The sequence below is a fragment of the Psychrobacter sp. TAE2020 genome (assembly GCF_018919485.1).
GTDB lineage: Bacteria > Pseudomonadota > Gammaproteobacteria > Pseudomonadales > Moraxellaceae > Psychrobacter.
The window spans coordinates 1234462-1254397 of the sequence record NZ_JAHLMU010000001.1 but is presented as its reverse complement, the minus strand read 5'-3'; the positions used below and the strand labels follow the sequence as shown (position 1 = coordinate 1254397).

General features: G+C 42.7%; 15 protein-coding genes. 10 read left to right on the top strand and 5 right to left on the bottom strand.

Annotation, left to right across the window (positions count from 1 at the left end):
* Positions 1-30: 30 nt before the first annotated feature.
* Entirely contained in the window at positions 31-1950 is a 1920-nt protein-coding gene (locus KPY62_RS04975) for a DUF262 domain-containing protein (protein ID WP_216581080.1), read from the top strand.
* A gap of 93 nt (positions 1951-2043) precedes the next feature.
* On the opposite strand, the gene KPY62_RS04970 is transcribed toward KPY62_RS04975, so the two are convergent.
* Entirely contained in the window at positions 2044-2955 is a 912-nt protein-coding gene (locus KPY62_RS04970; protein ID WP_216581079.1) for a lysine exporter LysO family protein, read from the bottom strand.
* Between the two features lie 356 nt (positions 2956-3311).
* Between KPY62_RS04970 and KPY62_RS04965 the strand changes: the two genes are divergently transcribed.
* The 3 genes from KPY62_RS04965 to KPY62_RS04955 are packed head-to-tail and all read left to right on the top strand — an operon-like array spanning position 3312 to position 8398.
* Positions 3312-6260, top strand: coding sequence for an alpha/beta fold hydrolase (locus KPY62_RS04965; RefSeq protein ID WP_216581078.1), 2949 nt, complete (start codon positions 3312-3314; stop codon positions 6258-6260).
* Entirely contained in the window at positions 6260-7537 is a 1278-nt protein-coding gene (locus KPY62_RS04960) for a patatin-like phospholipase family protein (protein ID WP_216581077.1), read from the top strand. The genes KPY62_RS04965 and KPY62_RS04960 overlap by 1 nt, the downstream gene beginning before the upstream one ends.
* Positions 7538-8398 carry an SDR family NAD(P)-dependent oxidoreductase gene (locus KPY62_RS04955; RefSeq protein ID WP_216581076.1) on the top strand — a complete coding sequence of 287 codons (861 nt, stop codon included), beginning with the start codon at positions 7538-7540 and terminating at the stop codon, positions 8396-8398. It abuts the gene before it with no gap.
* A gap of 4 nt (positions 8399-8402) precedes the next feature.
* Here KPY62_RS04955 and KPY62_RS04950 read toward each other — a convergent pair whose 3' ends face one another.
* From KPY62_RS04950 to nadA, 3 genes are all read right to left on the bottom strand, one after another.
* Positions 8403-9380 (bottom strand): phosphatidate cytidylyltransferase, encoded by a 978-nt coding sequence (locus tag KPY62_RS04950; RefSeq protein ID WP_216581075.1) that lies wholly within the window; start codon positions 9378-9380, stop codon positions 8403-8405.
* Positions 9381-9472: 92 nt separating this feature from the next.
* Entirely contained in the window at positions 9473-11656 is a 2184-nt protein-coding gene (locus KPY62_RS04945; protein ID WP_228730578.1) for an L-aspartate oxidase, read from the bottom strand.
* Between the two features lies 1 nt (position 11657).
* Positions 11658-12806, bottom strand: coding sequence for a quinolinate synthase NadA (gene nadA, locus KPY62_RS04940; protein ID WP_216581074.1), 1149 nt, complete (start codon positions 12804-12806; stop codon positions 11658-11660).
* A gap of 412 nt (positions 12807-13218) precedes the next feature.
* Here nadA and KPY62_RS04935 point away from each other — a divergent pair, with 412 nt between their 5' ends.
* From KPY62_RS04935 to KPY62_RS04925, 3 genes are all read left to right on the top strand, one after another.
* On the top strand, positions 13219-14268 hold the full coding sequence (locus KPY62_RS04935) for an NUDIX hydrolase (protein ID WP_216581073.1): 1050 nt from the start codon (positions 13219-13221) through the stop codon (positions 14266-14268).
* A 404-nt stretch (positions 14269-14672) separates the two neighbouring features.
* Positions 14673-15542: a carboxylating nicotinate-nucleotide diphosphorylase gene (gene nadC / locus KPY62_RS04930; RefSeq protein WP_216581072.1), complete on the top strand. Its 870-nt coding sequence runs from the start codon at positions 14673-14675 to the stop codon at positions 15540-15542.
* Positions 15543-15843: 301 nt separating this feature from the next.
* Positions 15844-16485 (top strand): MarC family protein, encoded by a 642-nt coding sequence (locus tag KPY62_RS04925; protein WP_216581071.1) that lies wholly within the window; start codon positions 15844-15846, stop codon positions 16483-16485.
* A gap of 137 nt (positions 16486-16622) precedes the next feature.
* On the opposite strand, the gene KPY62_RS04920 is transcribed toward KPY62_RS04925, so the two are convergent.
* Positions 16623-17225: a LysE/ArgO family amino acid transporter gene (locus tag KPY62_RS04920; RefSeq protein ID WP_216581070.1), complete on the bottom strand. Its 603-nt coding sequence runs from the start codon at positions 17223-17225 to the stop codon at positions 16623-16625.
* Positions 17226-17505: 280 nt separating this feature from the next.
* Here KPY62_RS04920 and KPY62_RS04915 point away from each other — a divergent pair, with 280 nt between their 5' ends.
* From KPY62_RS04915 to KPY62_RS04905, 3 genes are all read left to right on the top strand, one after another.
* Entirely contained in the window at positions 17506-18282 is a 777-nt protein-coding gene (locus KPY62_RS04915) for a hypothetical protein (RefSeq protein ID WP_216581069.1), read from the top strand.
* A 132-nt stretch (positions 18283-18414) separates the two neighbouring features.
* Complete coding sequence (locus tag KPY62_RS04910; protein ID WP_228730577.1) at positions 18415-19221, top strand: hypothetical protein; 807 nt, start codon at positions 18415-18417, stop codon at positions 19219-19221.
* 45 nt (positions 19222-19266) lie between these two features.
* Positions 19267-19809 (top strand): hypothetical protein, encoded by a 543-nt coding sequence (locus tag KPY62_RS04905; RefSeq protein ID WP_216581068.1) that lies wholly within the window; start codon positions 19267-19269, stop codon positions 19807-19809.
* Positions 19810-19936: the final 127 nt, after the last annotated feature.

Sequence of the window (19936 nt, the reverse complement as noted above, 5' to 3'; positions counted from 1 at the left end):
TTAACATCTAAACTATATGAAGAATTTAATATGGAAGCACATGCTCGCAATCTAGAACGAATTTTTGATAGTACAGTCTCTTATCAAATTCCCCTTTTTCAGCGACCTTATGTTTGGACGGAAGAAAAAAACTGGTATCATTTATGGGACGACATTACTGATGTAGCCAATCGCTATCTAGCGAATGAAAATTGTCGTAGCCATTTCTTAGGTGCAGTCGTTTTAGAACGTGACAATAATGCCACAGGTTCTATTGAGACTAGACAAGTCATAGATGGTCAGCAGCGATTTACTACTTTACAGATAATGATGATTGCTATTAGAGATATTTGTAAAAAATATGATAATGGTAAATTGTATGATCGATTTAACGACTTAGTATGCAATAAACGTAGTAAAGTTGATCTAGATCAAGAAGCTTATAAAATTTGGCCAACTAATAGTGACCGACTAGCCTTTAAAACAGTTCATCAGTTTAGTAGCTATAGTAAAGATGAGATCATAAATCTTGATAGTAAGGTAGAAAATAGCCAAATATTCAAAGCATATCAGTACTTTATAAAAGTGTTGAAAGAGTGGTTTGTAGAACATGAAAACGATGTTGAAAACTGTTTAGATGCTCTATGGCAAGTTATGCGTGAGCATTTACAGATTGTGGTTATTGACTTACATACACAAGATGAAGCGCAAGTAATTTTTGAGACACTTAATGCGCGTGGCACTCAGTTATTACCAGCAGATTTAATTAAGAACTTTTTATTTAGAAAACTTGAAGGCTCAGATAAAGAGATTGAGCAACTGTACAATGAGTATTGGTTAGCTTTTGATAGTAACTTTTGGCGTGAAGAGGTCAGCCAAGGACGCACTAAACGCCCAAGAATAGATTGGTTTTTGCAGAATTATCTAAGCTTGATGCTACAAGATGATATAAAAGTGTCACATTTATTTGATTCTTTTAAAGCTTATGTTCGTGATACCGAAGATAATTATAGTAAGTTTGATAATAGTTTTTTTCAACACCCAAAAAATACTACTGAACATTTAATTGCCTTGAAGCAGTTTTCTAGATTATATCAAAGTATTACTCAACCCCAAGATAAGAGAATGAAACTTTTTCTGTATAGGCTAGAAGCTATTGATACAGCAACAGTATATCCGTTATTACTCTTAGCAATGAGAATATGGGAAGATCAGCAGAATGAACTCAATCAGTTTTTAATTGTATTAGAATCATACTTAGTTAGGAGAATGGTTTGTGGAATGACTACCAAGAATTATAATCGTCATTTCACAGATGTTATAAAAGAGATATATCGTACCAAAAAGCAAACAAGTTCGATAATTAAAGTAGATGATATTCATACTATTTTGTCTAAGAGTGATAGCGATAGTTCAAGAATGCCTGATAATATTGAATTAAAAGAGAGCTTATTGAAACGTCCATTGTATGGTCGCATTGCTCAGTATAAAATCAGAATGATATTAGAGGCTATTGATGATGCTAATCAACATTCTAAGGCTGAAACAATGCCAATCCAGAAAGATTTGACTATTGAGCATATATTACCTGACAAATGGGAAAAGCATTGGTCATTATCAAATGAAGGTAAGTCGGCGGATGAAATTCTTGAACAAGAAGCTTTCAGGAATACATTGAAAAATACTATCGGTAATTTAACACTCATTACAGGTAGTTTGAATCCATCTATTTCAAATAGTGCGTGGCAAATTAAACGAACAGAAATATTGAAGTATAGCAAATCTAACTTAAATCGTTACTTTCAGCCAGAGACTAGGGATGAGCTGAGCGAATGGAATGAAGATACAATTATCGAACGTAGTAATTTTCTAGCAGATTTATTTATTAAGGTATGGCAGGCTCCATTAGAAAAACTAAAAGATTTAGATAATGAAAAAGAAGATAATGCTCATTTATCTATAGATGCCTAGCAGTTAGCAAATTAGAACACAAGAGGTGATAATTAAAACTATCACCTCTTTTTGTTAGTCTTTAATGTTAGGCCTATAATCTTCAAGTCATCTTTACCCCAACGCTGAAAATACTACCATCAATACAGGCGAGACAATATTAATAATAAAGCCAAAGCTTATTGCTAGTGGGATAACTTTGAGACCGCCAGATTGTTGGATAACAGGAAGGGTAAAGTCCAAGCTAGTCGCACCGCCAAGGCCAACTGCTGCTGACGGATATTTGCGCATAAATACCGGAATAAATATTAGCGCAAAAAACTCACGTATCAAATCATTAAATAGCGCCACACTACCCCAAATTGCTCCATAAGCATCCGTCATTACGATAGCTGATAGGGAGTACCAACCAAATCCTGATGCCAAGGCTAAGCCTTTAGTCCATGAGACATCAGTGAATATCAGCGCAAATAGCAGCCCACCACCTAATACCGCAAGCGTAAAGATAACACTCATCTGAACGCCACGCTTATTGAGTAGTACTTCTCTTAAAGTAATGCCAGAGCCTTTTAAGCCTATGCCGACCAGCAAAATCAATATCATGAGCAGCACCGTCATAGTGTTTTCAGGTGGCATATAACCTGCTGGTAGCAAATAACCAATGACCATGCCGACTACTACGCAAATGACTTGCACTAGACTGCCGCGAATACTGACTCGATGCTGTTTCGACTTGGCAGTAGACTGTTTGGTATCCCAAGGGTTCAAACGATCAAATAACATCAGTCCGAACAACCCAGCACCGATAGTCAATATCGATAATACCGTCACATACAGTGCAATCTCGCCCAACTGATTGCCCAGCCCTTCAACTTGTGAGAGCTCGATACCGATCAGAGTCAAGATGATAAACACTAGATAAGTTAGACCTTTATCAGCAAAGGCAGTCAACTTGGGAATAGAAGGAATAGCAAAACCAATAAACAGCGGCATCAAAACGAGAAATAGGGTAATTAGGCTTTGCATAGTGCAGGCTCGAGAGACTTTTATTAAGCTGCAGATTGTAACATATCGGCCTATCAATACCGATATCAGCGAGTCAAATTAGCTTAGAGAAAAGTCAGTTTTAGCGCTGTAAAGTTATCGTTAAGACAGTATTGCTGCTTACTAGTTCAGTAGCTATGGCTATGGCTATGGGTAGGGGTTAGCACCGTTGTTAATACTGTATCTAGAAGAGGGGTGGCAAGAGTATTCATAGTAAAGGTGAAAATGACCTTTCAAATACAGTTCTTTACGATTTAACAAAAGCTTTTATAAGTTTACCTTATAGTTTTTTGTTGCTACATTAAGGGATTAAAGCCTATAGGCACTGGGGCAATTCTATGTCTCTATATCAGCTCAAAAGTCAATTTCAAGATCAACTGCGACCGCTAAGTAATACGCTGGTCGAGCATGAAGTTACTGCCAACCAAGTGACAGTGACCGCAGTACTATTGAGCGTGGGCACCGCTTATGTGATAGCTAAGCCTGCGCAACAGAAGCCGATACTAAGGCTATTATTGCCGACCTCATTATTCATCCGCATGGCGCTCAATGCCATTGACGGTATGATGGCACGTGAGCATGGACAAGCTTCCAAGCTCGGTGCATGGCTTAACGAAGCGGGTGATATTATTGCTGATAGCGCCTTAATCGCCAGTTTGTCACCCCATATCAGCCCTATTGCTAATAGCAAAAGTGAATTTCAAGTTTATTCGCAGCCTATTAGCCGTTTTATCACTTTGAGTGTCAGTACCGAATTACTGGCGATAATCAGTAGTCAGTATTTTAAGGTACGAGCCAACCAAGGACCGCTGGGCAAAAGTGATCGCGCCTTGTTACTAGGTGTCATTGGTATAGTAATGGGCACAAAACCTTCGTTATTGACTGCTAATATAGCGCTCAAATCTTTGGGCTTATTAATACAAGCCTTATTGATCAAGACTTGCCTAAATCGTTTACGTTTTATGGCGGAGCTTTATTTATTGCGTAATCCACCAGTTGCTAGGCTCAAGTCTGCTACTGCATCCGTTATTAAGCCCAGTACTGTTGAAGCTAATAGCTTTAAAGCTAATATTGCGGTTAATATTCAGCCTAATATCACCTTTACGCCTAGTTTAACGGGCTCGCTGTTACTCGCTAATCCTCTCGCTAAATTTGCTTCTACATCTACTTTAAGTTCGTGCGCAGCTCGGGTGCTCTCGCCTAAGCTGGTCTCTATTGATACTGCTAGCTACCCTTCGGAGTATGACCTTATGCCAACCTCACTTTTAGCGGCTGAGCAAAAATCTGCCAGTGCTTTCGATATTGACATTGATACTGATACTAATGCTATCGATGCTAAAGCGCTCGGCAACGGCCAAATAGTTAATGACCCAAGCACTGATAAGCCGACTGCTAGCCGCCAAACTGCTGTGCCCGATCTTATCGCTGGCGAGAGCTGCTATAACGCTTATGATGGCACCGCTATTTATTATCGATATTGGCTGACTATGCCTTTAGACACCCTAAAAAACGCCACCTCAGCATTGCGACAAGTGATCTTATTGCATCGCGGCCATGAGCATTCAGGACGATTAGCAGAGCTTGGCGAGCAGTTCGCTAATGCTGGTTATCAAGTATTTGCTTGGGATGCGCGTGGTAATGGACGCTCAGGGGGTATCAAGGATCATGCCAAAAGTGTCACTGAGCTTGAGCGTGATTTGGATGATTTTGTGCAGTTGGTTATCGGCCAAACAACTATAGCTATCGAAGATACCTTAATAGTCGCTAGCAGTATTGGCGCAGTGCTAGCCGCGGCTTGGGTACATGACTATGCGCCTAATATCCGCGCTATGATCTTAGGCACGCCGGCGCTAAGTATTCGTTTGTATATGCCGTTTGCTATTCCAACCCTAAAAGTCGCGCGTACCCTTGGGCTTATGGCTCGGGTCAGCAGCTACGTCAAAGCACAAGTTTTAACTCATGATAAACAAGCGCAGCAAGCCTATAATGCTGATCCCTTGATATCGAGTAGTATCTCAACCGATCTGTTAATCGACACTCATGCAACTGGGCAGCGTTTGCTAGATGACGCCGCAGCGATTACCGTGCCAACGTTTATTCTGTGTGCGGGCAAAGATTATGTCGTCGATAAACAAGCCGAACGTAGCTTTTATGACGCTATTAATACTGCCACTAAGCGTTGGCAGTTATATCCGGACAGCTATCATGCTATCTTTCATGAGACTAATAAAGCTGAAGTATTTGCCGATTGTATTGAGTTCGCTGCGCAAGTCTTTAGTACTACTACTGCCACTACTGATCTACGTAGCGCCCATTTGAGTAGCGCTAGTAAAGATAAAGTTGATCGCCTAGCTATTAAGCCATTCAATGCCAACTTTGCCATCACGCGTTTTGCTATGCAAAAATTCGGTAAAGTCAGCTCCGCTATCGCCACTGGTCTAGAGCATGGTTTTGACTCAGGCAACTCACTGGATCATGTCTACTATAATCAGCCTAGTGGCAAAGGCGGCTTAGGTAAAGCCGTTGATAAGTTCTATCTTAATAATATTGGCTGGCAAGGTATTCGTATCCGCCGCGAGCATATATTAGAGCTAGGCGCGCACGCACTAGCAGAGATTGAATTAAAAAATAACTATAAAAATAAGTATGACGACACTCAGGGTAAGGTCGATTTACATCAGCGCTATCAATCAAAGCCGTATCAACCAAAGCTGTTAGACATTGCTTGTGGTCACGGCTTTTATGCCTTTGATCTATTGACTAGCTTTGCTGAGCTACAAGCTGAACTACGTGATTATGATACTCATAATATTCAGGCGCTACAGGCCAAAGCACAGCGTCTAAATCTTGGCGATCGAGTGCTGGCTTGTCAAAGAGATGCCTTTGATCCGGCCAGTTATCAGCAAGATAACAATAGTGAAAAATTCGATATGGCTATCGCTTCTGGGGTATTTGAGCTGTTTTCGGACAATACGCTGCCAGCTACTGCCTTAACAGGGATATATGCTAGCTTAAAAGAGCAGGGTTATTTACTTTATACCAATCAGCCTTGGCACCCTGAGCAAGAGTTTATTAGTAAAACTTTGAATAACCATCGAGGCAGCAGTTGGGTAATGCGTTGCCGCTCGCAAGCTGAAATGGATCAGCTAGTTGATGACGCTGGTTTTGATAAAATTGCTATGCGTATTGATAAGTTTGGTATCTTTACGGTATCGTTAGCGATAAAGCGGTCAGTAATCAAGGATCAGTCTCTCACAGTAGGCAAGCAACAGCAGGCTGCTAGCTAATGATGGCCCAGAGCAATAAACTTTATGAGCGCTTACAGCTATTCTCAGGTGGCGGCTCACGCTTTGGCTACTATTTGGGTAGCTATGCGGCACTAGTTGATAATGATTTGACCCCAGATATTATTATCGGTACTTGTGGCGGTAGCTTGTCGGCGTTGCTGGTTCACCTTGCACCTGATCCTAAACAGCTGCAGCAATTGGCCTATAGCGCTGAGTTATACCGAGTAATCAAAGCTATCAGACACGTGTCAGCGCATGAAGCTAATATTAGTCTAAAGCTGCGTTATAGCACGCAGGCTATTAAGCGTTGGCATTTGTCCCGTAATACCGTCCAGCGCCACCTTCGACTGGCTGAGACTCATAAACAGTTGCTGGATGAACTACAGCAGTTAGCAATGTTTCGGGTTGATAATGAGGAACAATGGCTCGATGAGCTATTGCAGTTTTTACCTAAAGACGTTTTATCTGATACTAGGCAAGAGGGCAGTTTTAAGCATAGTGCACCAGACATAGCTATTATCGCCAGTCGTTTACAGCCAACGGTTAATTCAGCTCAGCATCATGATAGTAATGTTGCTGCATTGCAGCCTGAGACAGCTAAAGATAGCGCTCAATTACAAGAGCTATTATTTGCGCCAAAGCGTTTGTCACTAAACGCTAATGACAACGCAGAGCTAGCACTAAGTAACACCTTAGTAGCGCCTGCGCACTTTTTAGCCAATGGACGCATTCAACCAGCAGTTAAGACTGTGACTGAGTGGGATTTCGCTACCGCTGTGCGGGCTTCTATGGCTGATATGTATTATCTACCGCCAATAGAGGATCAGGATTTGGGCTGGTGCTTAGGCGGAGTGATTAACCTGACTCCTGTAGAGCTGGCTTGTCAGTTGGCAACTACAGTATTTGCTGAAAGCAAAGCTGGCTACGATCTTTGGCTTGCCGCACCAGCGATTCAGCGGGTATTTGGTTTTGATCCCAATCAGCGTTTGGCACAAGTGCATAGTTTTTCACCAAGCTTTTCACCCAGTATTCACCCTCACTTCTCTGCTAATTATTACCCTGACGCTTCAGGGCAAGACAACAGTCAATTGCATTGGTTACCGTTTGCGGATAATGGTCAGCAGCTAAGCGGACAAGTACAAAAACGCTTTAGTCTCCAGCAGCTTACGGTTGAGCTTATACATAGTGACTACGATGGTTTTGTAGAGCAGATGCAGGCGCAATGGCAATATGGCTATCAGCGCACCGCAGATTATATCCAGCAGCAGGGGCTATAAATGCCTAATCTAGCAGTTGTTAACCTAGCAGGTACTGATCAGGCAGGTACTAATCAGGCAGGTACTAATCAGGCAGCGGCGCATATCATTATCATAGGAGGCACTAGCGGTCTCGGGTTGGCGCTAGCAGTAAAGCATCAACAGCTGGGCTGGCAAGTAACTGTGGTTGGTCATAGCGCTACTAAGATTGCCAAGATTAACGCTGACTACCCGAATATCAGCACTTATCGCTGTGATTTAACGGACTGCACTCAGCGCCAAGACTTACTGGCTAAGTTAGCTAAGGTGAGGTTTGAGCGGCTTATTTATAGCGCTGGTAGCTATACTAACGAGCGTATTCATAATTTAAACCAAGCCGATAGTGAGCAGATGCTAGCGATTAATTTGCAAGCCTTTGAGGCGATCTTTAGCTGGGCTAGTCAGCAGTTAAAAGCACAAAAGGAGGAGGGACGTGACTCGTCAGTTGCTTCAGTTAAATGCAGCCTAATTAGTATCGCTTCTATTGCTGGTACGGTGGATTATCCTTATGCCAGTCTCTATGCCAAAAGTAAGCGGGCCATGATCGCTACTACTAGTGCTTATCGCTGCGCCCTTGCGCCTTTTGCTATTCAAGTTAATTGCATAGCGCCCGGTTATATTAATACCCAAGCCTTACGAGATTTGAATAACGGCGATGCTAGTCATAAGCCGTTTATCATCAGTATTGACACTGCGGTAACTCATATTATGCAAGCTATCGATAATAATGTAGAGCTGGCAATGTTTCCGTCCTCTATGCGTCATATAGTCCAGCTATTAAATCGGCTGCCTAAACCGCTATTAAATCGGCTATTACGTAGTAAGTTAGATAAAAAACCTTAACCAGCTAACTTATCAACAAATACAACAGTGTGAATAAAGGCACACCTAATAGCAAGCTATCTATCCTATCCAGCACTCCACCATGACCAGCAAGTATAGTGCCAGTATCTTTGACCCCATGTTGACGTTTAAAGGCTGATTCTAATAAGTCGCCGGCGATACCTAATACTGCTAACATATAAGCCATTATTAAGCATAACCACCAACTAAACGGCGTTAGCCAAACACCTAACAGTGCTGCGAGTAGGGCGGTAAATAAACTACCAAAAATAGCCCCTTCAATACTTTTATTGGGGCTAATCCTAGGAGCAAGACCACGTTTGAACCATCGGCCTTTAAACAGCTTACCGCATAGATACTGAGCAATATCGTTAAACTGGCTGGCGAACAATACAAACAGCAGCACTCCGTATTCATGGCGCTGCCAAGTCAATATCTGCAAAAAAATAAGACTGATGATTAAGGTGATAAAAGCTAAGCTAAAGATGATATCTAAAGCATTTAGATAAGCATAAGCTTGGGCGTTATTGGGCGGCTGCTTTTGAGGGCTGTGCTGATAGTTGTGCTGATAGTTATGCTGAGAGCTGTTTTTGTCATGATTTTGCAGACTGTTTGGGTGGTCAATAGCAAATTTTTTAGGATAAGGGATGGCGACCGCGTTTGCTTGTAGGCCACGTGCTTGTAGTTTACGAATTAGCCTAGCTTTACTTTCTAAGCGCCACAAACGACTGATTTCATAGCTACCACGCAGACCAATTAGCAAAAAAAGCCCAACGAGCAGCCATTGATAAGGGTAATGACTATTGATTTTTATTTTAGCAATTAAGTAGCAGACGCTAAGCACGGCTAGCATCCACCACCAAGAACGGGCAATTAGATAAATAGAGGGCAAACGCTGACGACAACGAGGCAAGGCGAGAATACCCCAAACCAAAGTGACGACAGTCATTAGTCCAATAATAAACACCCTATCAGTCATCATTATCGCAACCCTCTACTTAAAGGTATTGGCTTGACCCGCTTACCCAATGGGTTAAATTTGCTTCCATGCACATTTGGCTGACTACTATTTGGCTACCCACTCTCTGCCATTGCATACGCTTGATAGCGCTGAGCATAATTTACCTCAGCGGCCTCTGGCTCAATGACACTGACCGTGGCTTGGTTAGCTAAAGTAGGATAATCCAGTCGATAATGTCCACCACGACTTTCACAACGTTGATAAGCTGATTGTATGATCAAAGAAGCCAGTTGTAACTGACGTGCCAGCTGAAATTGGGTTAATTCATTGAGTGTAACAGAACTATTGCTAACCGTTAAGCACTCTATATCTAGCAGCAGTGATTTTATACGTTTCATAGCAGCAAGCTGTTGCTGCCAGTGGCTTATTTGTATTAGCGCTTGCTGTAATGATTGAGCGTTACGAGTAATACCTAAGTGACTACTCATCAGCGCTTTTAGCTCTATGCTGATCGTGGCTAACTCAATTGACTGAGTACTATAGTTTTCAGTGCTTATTTTTTTAATAATTTGTTGTTCAGAGCTTTGTTGTTTAGAGCTTTGCTGGTTAGTTGCTTGCTGCTGGAGTTTGCCGTTTTTAGCGCTAAGGCTCTTGTTTTTACTTAATGACTGTTTATCTGAGAGCTGTTTGTTTGATTCCTGCTTATCTAATACTAGGCAGCCAGATAGGCTTATAAGTTTATCATTGTCTATTAGGGGCGCAGTCCATTGAGGCGCGCTTAGATAGGTTGGTAAATGCGCAGCAATATTACGGCCAACGACCACACATTCTAATAAGGAATTACTGGCTAAGCGATTGGCGCCATGTAGGCCAGTGTAAGCCACTTCGCCGGCAGCATATAACCCCATAACGTCAGTTAAACCGTCACTACAAGTCACTATACCCCCACAGCTATAATGAGCAGTCGGCGCAACCGGAATAGGGTCAGTAGTGAGGTCTATACCAAGCGCTAATAAGGTCTGATAGATCTGCGGAAAATGCTGAGTCAAAAACAACGCTGGCAAGTGACTGACATCCAGATGCACAAAGCCAAGGCCGTTAGTAGCAATTTGCGCTGCAATAGCACGAGCGACGATATCGCGTGGGGCTAGCTCAGCGCGTGGGTCAATAGCCACCATAAAGCGCTCAGCAGTCAATGGACAATATAGATGTCCGCCTTCACCCCGCAAGGCTTCTGAGACCAAAAAGCTACTGTCTGCTAAAGCCAAACCTGTCGGATGAAACTGGATAAACTCCAAGTTGGCTAAGCGGCAGCCAGCCTGCCAGGCCATCATTACTCCGTCGCCAACACAGACATTAGGCGCGCTGGCACGAGCAAATAGCTGACCTAAGCCACCACTAGCTATAACGACAGCGCGACTGGTAATAGTTAATTGCTGTTGCTTAGTATGATCGAATACTAACGCCCCTTGGCACTGGCGTAGCAGCTGTCTTTGCGGTTGGATCTGTATGGCGGTAATAGCATTGGGTGATTTGACTGCTGTTGATGGCGCTACAGGCGTGGACGCTGAGCTAGTCAGTAACTGTAAAGCTTCGTGATAGGGCAGGATAGTAATATTAGTCGCCAGCTGAGCCTTTGCCAGTAAGGCCTGCATAGTATGAAGGCCAGTAGCATCGTCAGCATGAGCCACCCGTCGACAGCCATGTCCGCCTTCTTTGGTTAAATGCAGATCAGCGGTGGTTAACTGAGTAGTGCCGTTTGACTGGTTAGAGCCATCATTAAGACTATCAGTAGCGCTATCGGCAGGGCTGTCAGTAGGACTATCAGTAAGACTATCAGTAGAACTATAGTTTTGCTTCTGCGCTGCCAGTGCAGTTTGGGTAAAAGGTACGCCTTGAGAGCATAGCCATTGTACCGCTTGCTGGCCTTTGGTTAGAATACGGCTAGTATTATCAGGCGCGCACAAGCCAGCACCAGCAATAAGCGTATCCGCAATATGATCATTAACGCTGTCGTCTTTATCTAAGCTGGCAGCGATACCACCTTGTGCATAATGACTGGAACATTCTTCTAGTCCGGCTTTACTCAAGACGGTTATCTTAAGTGTCTTAGGCAAGGCCAGTGCGGTAGTTATCCCTGCTAACCCTGCACCAATAATGAGTACATCAGTAACGATATCAGTAGCAGTAGCACTATTAACAGTACCCTCAGTAGCGTTAACCGCATTATTTGACTCATAGTCCGGCATTAGTAAACCCTCATCTATTGTCAGTATGGTTGCGGCTACTAAGCTCATATTAAGCTGCTCCAACATTAGCGAATAACGCGCGGTCTTTGACGATATCACCGCTTGCCGCCACTCGTTGCTGTTGTGACTGAGCGAAATCAAGCATCCGTTGTAAAGGCTTTTTGGCAGCAACGGCCATCTCTGCGCTTAAAGTTACTTCATATTTTTTGCTATTTGCCTCAGTTAAACACCGCTCAACTCCTTGTAGACCGTTCATAGCCATCCAAGGACAGAAGGCACAGCTCTTACAGCTAGCACTCTCACCAGCAGTGGGCGCTGCCAAAAAGCGCTTGTTTGGCGAGCGTTTTTGCATCTCGTGCAAGATACCTAAGTCAGTAGCTACAATAAAAGTATCCTCGTTCAGCTCATAAGTAGACTGTAATAGCTTGCTGGTCGATCCGACCACATCAGCGAGTGCCACTACACTATCAGGTGACTCAGGATGCACTAGAACTTTTGCTTGTGGATATTCAGCTTTGAGCTGTGCAAGCTCAGTGGCTTTGAATTCGTTATGCACTAGACAGGAGCCTTGCCATAACAGCATATCTGCTCCTGTCTGTTGAGCAATATAATTCCCCAAGTGTCGGTCAGGCCCCCAGATAATAGTTTCTCCTTGCTGATGCAAGTGGCGGATGATATCGATACCTACTGATGAGGTCACTACCCAGTCTGCCCGCGCTTTTACAGCGGCACTAGTATTAGCATAGACGACTACTGTACGCTCAGGGTGCGCATCGCAAAACGCTGAAAACTCATCAGCTGGGCAGCCTAAATCCAGCGAGCACTCCGCCGCTAAATCTGGCATAAGAATAGTTTTCTCCATGCTCAATATCTTGGCAGACTCACCCATAAACCGCACCCCAGCTACTACTAAATTTTGGGCGCTATGTGCTTGTCCGAAACGGGCCATCTCTAATGAATCACCGACACAGCCGCCAGTCGCTAATGCTAAGTCTTGAATAAAGGGATCGACATAGTAATGGGCGACTAATACCGCATTGTGTTCGATCAATAGCTGTTTAATATTTTCTTCAACTTGCAAACGTTCGGAGCGTGGTAAGTCTACTGGTATTTTGGCTTTGGCATATTCGATATTGAGCTTGATGGCATTGCGCTTGTCAGCGCTTAATGTTGGCGCATCATAAGGATAACTAGTCATGCGTAGGCCTCATAGTGAGTTAAAGAGTAATAGATTTATTGAATAATGCTTTAATTATGCTCATTTTGAGCATTAATACAAGATATTTTTAAATTATTTCTCTATAAAACTTAGCTTAAGCTACAATTTATTAGCTAGTGTAAGCTAGGTTTTTATCATCTACATAAGGCTCTACAAGGATAAAACAGTATTAAAAATACCATTCAGGCTATACTGGATGGTAATAATCAGTCTTTAAACGTATTTGATCGTTTTTAAGTGTTTTTAAGCGTTTTTAATCGTTTTTAATCGTTTTTAAGTGTTTTTAAGCGTTATCAAGTGTTTTTAAGAATTATCAAGCGTTATCAAGCGTTTTAAGCATAGTTAAGCAATGTTTTTAGAATTTTAACTCTCAAGGATAATAATAGACTCTATGAGCTTGTCTTATTCACACGCGCATCAGCAGGGCAGTGGTACTACCGAAGTAGTGGCCGTGCTCGTAGCTATCACTAACCATACCGCAAGAGTATTAACTGTTGATCAAGGTAAGTTATTGCCTAATGGTCCTCTTATGCCTCTACACCGCTCGTTACAAGCAGGAGTACGTCAATGGGTAGAGGAGCAAACTCAACAACCGATGGGCTATCTTGAGCAGCTATACACTTTTGTAGATACCAACCGCCGTAACCGTGAGGGTCATGCTTTGGTCTATGTCAGCTATCTAGGCTTAGTACAAGAGACGCAGACCCAACAGCTGCAGACGCAAGCCGTTTGGTGCGATTGGTATGATTACTTCCCTTGGGAAAATCATTTGCAGGGTATGCCAGAGATTATTACTAGCTTAATTGTACCTGCCCTTTTTGCCTGGGCAGATAGTGCCGAGGACGCTACCGTTAAGCACAGACGCTATCAACGTATACGCTTGTGCTGGGGCATAACTATAGATAGTGATAGTGATAGTGATGGTAATGGTAGTAGTGATTGGGTCGCAGAGCATGTGTTATTACGTTATGAGATGCTCTACGAAGCAGGATTGATTGCCGAAGCGCCAAACTATCAGCCTATCTACAAATCTCGCCATCAATCCAGCTCTCATCTTAATTCTGAACACCAGTATGAGTCTAATGAGCAAGCGGTTACTAGCGCACAGATGCTGGGCATACCGATGTATTACGATCATAGGCGAGTCATCGCTACTGCCATCTCTCGGTTGCGGGCCAAGATAGAATACCGACCGTTAATCTTTGGCTTGATGAGCGAAGTGTTTACGTTATCGCAACTGCAACAAAGCGTTGAGGCCTTATCAGGCATCCCTTTGCATAAGCAAAACTTTCGCCGATTGCTCGATTCTCAAAACTTAGTGTTGCCTACTGGCGAGAGTAGTAGCGCTCAACGAGGCCGCCCAGCCAAACTCTATCGTTTTGCTCACGATATAGAATTACAAAGCTTACTTATGGATAGTAGGCTGCCTAAACGCAAATAGTGAGCATCGATTAATTGCTAACTTATTTATGATAGTTAAGCCTCTAGCAAAGATTAGATTTAAAAATAAAGTGCTACTGGGATATGTTTTGTGCAGTCTGCGCCAACGTAGCCAGCAAGAAAAACTTATACTAGTAACATCCCGTGACGTCTGTACTGATTTTATTTAGCATTACTATAGAAACCTCATTGGCCACTTCAGTCTCGATCTAAATAAATACCTCAGGATAAAACTCAGCTATTGGCTGTAGAAAACCAACTTGGCTTGCGAGTAAGCTCACTTTACGTTATATTTATGCTCAAATTGAGTTTAATGATATTTTAGTATAATTCACTTATACATCACTTATAACAGTGATTTATAATTAGTGACTTATAATTAATGACGTATAAAGAGGCAACTAGATGAGTAAGCAAGTATCGCCATTACTACCAGCATTAGATACCGTATTACTTGAAAGCTTAGTAAGGTTGGCACTGACCGAGGATTTAGGCCGTCGCGGTGATGTCACTTCCCAAGCGACTATTCCAGCAGAAAAACAAGCGCAATTGCAGATTCGGGCACGGCAAGCCGGAGTGATTTGCGGGATGGACTTAGCGCGTTTAGCTTTTGCGTTAATCGATAGGCAGATTGAGTTTATAGCCGCCGTTACTGATGGCGAGCGGGTAGCTGCTGATACTGTATTAGCCACTGTACGTGGCAATGCTAGGCATCTGTTAACGGCTGAGCGTACGGCATTGAACTTTTTGACTCATCTTAGTGGTATTGCTAGTGCTACCCAGCATATTGTCGATAGCGTAGCGGATTATCCAGCGCAGATTACTTGCACACGCAAGACTATTCCAGGCTTACGTATAGTACAAAAGTATGCGGTACGCTGTGGTGGTGGTCGTAATCATCGTTTGGGCTTGGACGATGCGATCCTAATCAAAGACAATCATATTGCCATCGCTGGTGATATTACTACTGCTATTAAACAAGCAAAACAGTTCGCCGGACACTTGATACCTATTGAGGTTGAGGTTGACACTTTAGCGCAGTTAAAGCTGGCGCTAGATGCTGAGGTTAGCTTAGTGCTATTGGATAATATGCCCGCTGATGTGTTGCAGCAAGCTGTCGCTCTGTGTAAAGGACGTGCCAAAACCGAGGCATCGGGTGGCATTACCCCTGAAACGGTGCAAATAGTAGCAAAAACAGGAGTGGATTTTATCGCTATGGGTTATTTAACTCATAGTACTACCGCTTTAGATATTGGCCTTGATTTCAGTGCTTAATTTTAGGGCTTAATTTCAGTGCTTGAATAGCTAGTAAAATTGATCTTACTCGATATATTGGAGGGGTGTGACGGTGATGACTTTCGATTTAAAGCCAGTGAGCAAAGGGTTTTATTGAGCGCACCTATTATCAACAATTAACCAAAGTTAATGATTTAATTAACTTATACTCCTATGATACAATATTGATAATAGCACGGCGATAGCGTAGCGTTGCTTACTAAACACAGGGTCATCGTTGCAATTGCACGATGGCCTTATCTTTTTGCTGGTTTTATATAAATAGACGAGTGAGCGTTCAGTGAATACTGAAATTATCAAAATTATCTTAGCTTTTATGGTATTGATCAACCCATTTAGCGCGTTGACCTTGTTTTTAGACTTGACTCGTGGCTATTCGATGACGGATCGACGTAAAGTCGCCCGGGTGGCTAGCCTAACTATTTTTATTACTATTAGCTTTTTTACCGTAGCGGGCGAGACTTTACTTAAGGCGCTAGGCATCTCTATCGGTTCGTTCCAATTAGCAGGGGGGATCTTGGTATTTTTGATCGCTCTTAATATGATGAATGGCGATGGTAACCCAGTCAAACCGGATCAAGAAAACTTCGATGTTGATCATGTGCAAAGCTCGCCACCGACTACTGCTGCGGCGGTAGTACCTTTAGCTATTCCTATGATGATTGGTCCGGGTGGTATTTCAACCGTAATTATTTACTCTTCACAAATATCTGGGGCACTAAGAGTGTCTGCGGTGATTATTGCTGGACTATTAATTAGTATGTTTTGCTATTTAGCCTTGATGGCAGCAGGACGTATTAGCCGTCTATTAGGAGATACTGGTCTCAATATTATGAGTCGAATTATGGGTATGTTACTCGCTGCGGTGTCTATTGAGATCATCGTTAACGGCTTACGTACTTTGTTCCCAGATTTGGTATAACTTATTGAGATTTATGGTTCTGTATTCACTGGTACGTTGATAGCTGAATAGCCACAATGCGGATCGAATGCTTTAAGAAACCAAACGCCCTATATAGAGTGTTTGGTTTTTTAATGGCTGATACTAACTACTAACTACTAACTATGGTAAAGGTGCCAAGCCAGATATAGCATTAGGATACCTACTAGGCCATCTAATATATTCCATGCTTTTGGCTTAGCAAATAGGGGTCTTAATAGACGAGTACCATAGCCTAGAGCAAAAAAGAAAAACAGTGAAGCACTCACCGCACCTAACGCGAACAATAATTTACTATCCGCACCAGTTGAAACCATGCCTACTAGCACCAAAGTATCTAGGTAGACGTGCGGATTGAGCCAAGTAAAACCTATGCATAATAGGAGCGCTTTTTTTAGACTAGTCGCTACTTGACCCTCAGTATCTAGGGAGTGCGATAAGCGGACACTGGCATATAAACTTTGTAAGCCATAAACCAATAAGAAAATTACCCCCGAAACTTTGGCTATAGTGACAACTTGTGGATAGCGGGCGGTCACTGCGCCAAATCCTGCTACCCCAGCGGAGATTAGTAGGGCATCACTCACCGCACAGAAGAGACAAACCATAAAGATATGCTCACGTCTTAACCCTTGTTTGAGAACAAAAGCGTTCTGTGAGCCAATAGCGATAATGAGCGATAGTCCCAGTAGGAATCCAGAAATATAGTCCGAAGCAGGCATAATAGTTACTTATTATAAGAAGTAGCCGCGCAATAATATCAATACTTAGTTTGACGTTTGCTTACTGGCAGACTGCAAAAAAACTGTTAAGATACTCTATTGGCTTAGGGCGGGCAATAGTTGCTTTAACTATAAATAATAAAATAGCCCATGCTCGCCGCTATTTTGCAGCCCAAATATTTTAGCTCTAATAGCCTTAGTTTTAATAACATTGGTCTCAATACCCTTAGTCTCAGTACCGTTAGGAGCGCAGCAGGTCATGGTGGTAAGTTTGGCGAGAATGCTACAGTCATTTACACAAGCACAGGATGACCTGCCCACGCAAGCTGCTCGGTCTGTCAAAAATGCTCAGCGTGCAGCTGTGCAACAACAGACCTCAGCTTTAACTGACAGTAATAGTAAAAATAGCACTAGTGCCGCTAGTAACAATGAAGCTATCCATAGCAGTCAAAGCCCCATTACTGCATTGACTGAGCCTAAGCGCGTCAAACGTATCTGTGATGCTTTAGCACAAGTTAATGATATTCGCTCGCCTACGCCTTTGACCGATCGCTACTTAGCCAACCGAGCGCAAATGCGCCCAACCAATCGCCCGCCTTTTGATCCTGATACTTTGTGGTATCTTAAACATGGACGCTGCCCGATTATGACCGAACTTATCGATGTGGTTGACGAAGCCACTCTCAATGCTATGCCTATCGAGGCAGTAGCAATATTAGACCGGATTAATGATAAGCTCAAACGATATCGGGACTGGAGCGAAGAGCTCAATGAGCAACCTCAGCAGCAACATAATGAGCGCCAGTTCGTGATAGATAAGCTAGTAAAGGAGAGTATTCCTGAAGCGCTTCATCACTATGAGCAGCTTTTACGCTTTAGTCCGCACCGTACTAAGAACAGCACTGTACAAGGTAAGATGAGCGCAGGTGATATGCTGACGGATTTGTTTTTAGAGATAGATTATGAGTTAGATGAACTATTAGATGAGCTGCATCAGACGGTACTTAATCGTCTCGCCTCAACTCACCGTTATGTCAAAAGCCGAACTCAAAACTAATATCAGTATCAATAGCAGTATCAATTTTAATAGCAGTTTTAAAGTCAGTAGCTTGTACACGTTGATGTTAAGACTACTACTGTTAACCTGGCTATCGTTAAACCGCTATCAATTAATTACAAGGAAACCTTAATGACTCAAGTAACGGCTATGTTAGTGATGTTGGTCTTATATGGGATACTTCCAGCAGCAGGATTATACTTGGGCTATCGTGGTATTAAAAAAGTCACTGCGCCGAAGATGCTGGCCTACAAAGCTATGCCGCAGTTGGGTTATATTCCAGAAAAAAGCTTACCGGATGACGTCAAAGCTGCTTTAGACTTGATCAATCAAAAAGGCGAAAAGCTTAGTCTTATCTATGGTGATACCAATAATGACGGTCAAATAGATGACAAAGATACGGTCAATGAAACTTATATAATGCTTCAGAACTTAATGGATCGCCATGTTCCGCAAGCGGTGGCGGACTATCGTCGTTTACACGATTTGGATGGTGCACGTGCTGATACTACTAAGATTAAGCACTCTAATGTCACTGGCAAAGAGGCTCTATTAGAGGTTTTAGGGACTATTAATGTGCAATTCGATGATCTGCTCGATGCCTCTTATCACCAAGATGGGCAGAAGCTGCTAGTCACTAACCGTTATCTACAACAGCGCTTTGATACTCCAGTCTCTAAGGATCAGGCTCGACATGCTATTGAAGGCCTCGGTGAAGATAGTAATAGCAGGATAACTAATACTATAAATAGCAACACTAATACTAACAATCCTAATCGTACTACTATCATTGAGAGTCCTGTAACGGTTGAAAGTAATGTAAACACTGAAAGTGATGAGCTTAGAGCCAGTACCACTATTAGTAACAGTGACAGTAATAGCGTTAAGCGTGATCCTTTAATAATTGAAGAGCCGAGTCTCGATAAGCCTGAAGGGTAACAGCAAAAGCTGCTAGTCAATAGCAAGGGAAGAGGAACTGATAAGATGTTAATGTTGCTAAGTATGAGTGTACTCGGCACGGTTACTGTCTACTACTTAGGGAGGAAGGGCTGGCTGATGCTACATCAGGCAGTCGGTATTACTCTAGGCGCACTGAACTATCAAAACCCGAACACACTGCTATCAACCAATGCTTTATTGTGGAAAAATTTAACCGTAAATAAGCAACATCTGCTTCACTTATCAGATAGACAGCTGCGCCAGCTACAAGCTATTGATAGTAAAGTCGCTACTTATCGACACTGTCAGCAGTCTTTAGCGCAGCAGAATATCACCGCTATGATGACTGAGCAGCAGTTTGTACTGCATAAGTTATTACAGACACGCTTGCCAGAAATGCTGGCTAGCCATTATCATCTAGTGAGCGTCAGTACTAGCAATAATAAGCGAACTGAAGCTAGACAGCTATTACAAACTCTATTGGACAATGTTGAGCAGCGTTTGGAGTCTTTAGTAGCACAAATGGAAAATACGCACTTGCAGGACTTGCGAGTTATGAAGCAGTATTTAGATAGTCATGACAAGTAGGCAATAGCTTTATAGTCCGTATAGAGGATTTGGAGGGTGCAGGGGATACCCCATGCCCCATGCTTGTGATCGATAAAATCACTAACTTTAGAGTAACCCATAAAAAAGCGGCCGATGATAAATAATC

Excerpts from the sequence above, each read along its gene's own strand:
- KPY62_RS04975 (WP_216581080.1), top strand. The coding sequence starts at position 31 with ATGGAAGCACATGCTCGCAATCTAGAACGAATTTTTGATAGTACAGTC.
- KPY62_RS04970 (WP_216581079.1), bottom strand. The coding sequence starts at position 2,955 with ATGCAAAGCCTAATTACCCTATTTCTCGTTTTGATGCCGCTGTTTATT.
- KPY62_RS04965 (WP_216581078.1), top strand. The coding sequence starts at position 3,312 with ATGTCTCTATATCAGCTCAAAAGTCAATTTCAAGATCAACTGCGACCG.
- KPY62_RS04960 (WP_216581077.1), top strand. The coding sequence starts at position 6,260 with ATGATGGCCCAGAGCAATAAACTTTATGAGCGCTTACAGCTATTCTCA.
- KPY62_RS04955 (WP_216581076.1), top strand. The coding sequence starts at position 7,538 with ATGCCTAATCTAGCAGTTGTTAACCTAGCAGGTACTGATCAGGCAGGT.
- KPY62_RS04950 (WP_216581075.1), bottom strand. The coding sequence starts at position 9,380 with ATGATGACTGATAGGGTGTTTATTATTGGACTAATGACTGTCGTCACT.
- KPY62_RS04945 (WP_228730578.1), bottom strand. The coding sequence starts at position 11,656 with ATGAGCTTAGTAGCCGCAACCATACTGACAATAGATGAGGGTTTACTA.
- nadA (WP_216581074.1), bottom strand. The coding sequence starts at position 12,806 with ATGACTAGTTATCCTTATGATGCGCCAACATTAAGCGCTGACAAGCGC.
- KPY62_RS04935 (WP_216581073.1), top strand. The coding sequence starts at position 13,219 with ATGAGCTTGTCTTATTCACACGCGCATCAGCAGGGCAGTGGTACTACC.
- nadC (WP_216581072.1), top strand. The coding sequence starts at position 14,673 with ATGAGTAAGCAAGTATCGCCATTACTACCAGCATTAGATACCGTATTA.
- KPY62_RS04920 (WP_216581070.1), bottom strand. The coding sequence starts at position 17,225 with ATGCCTGCTTCGGACTATATTTCTGGATTCCTACTGGGACTATCGCTC.
- KPY62_RS04915 (WP_216581069.1), top strand. The coding sequence starts at position 17,506 with ATGCTACAGTCATTTACACAAGCACAGGATGACCTGCCCACGCAAGCT.
- KPY62_RS04910 (WP_228730577.1), top strand. The coding sequence starts at position 18,415 with ATGACTCAAGTAACGGCTATGTTAGTGATGTTGGTCTTATATGGGATA.
- KPY62_RS04905 (WP_216581068.1), top strand. The coding sequence starts at position 19,267 with ATGTTAATGTTGCTAAGTATGAGTGTACTCGGCACGGTTACTGTCTAC.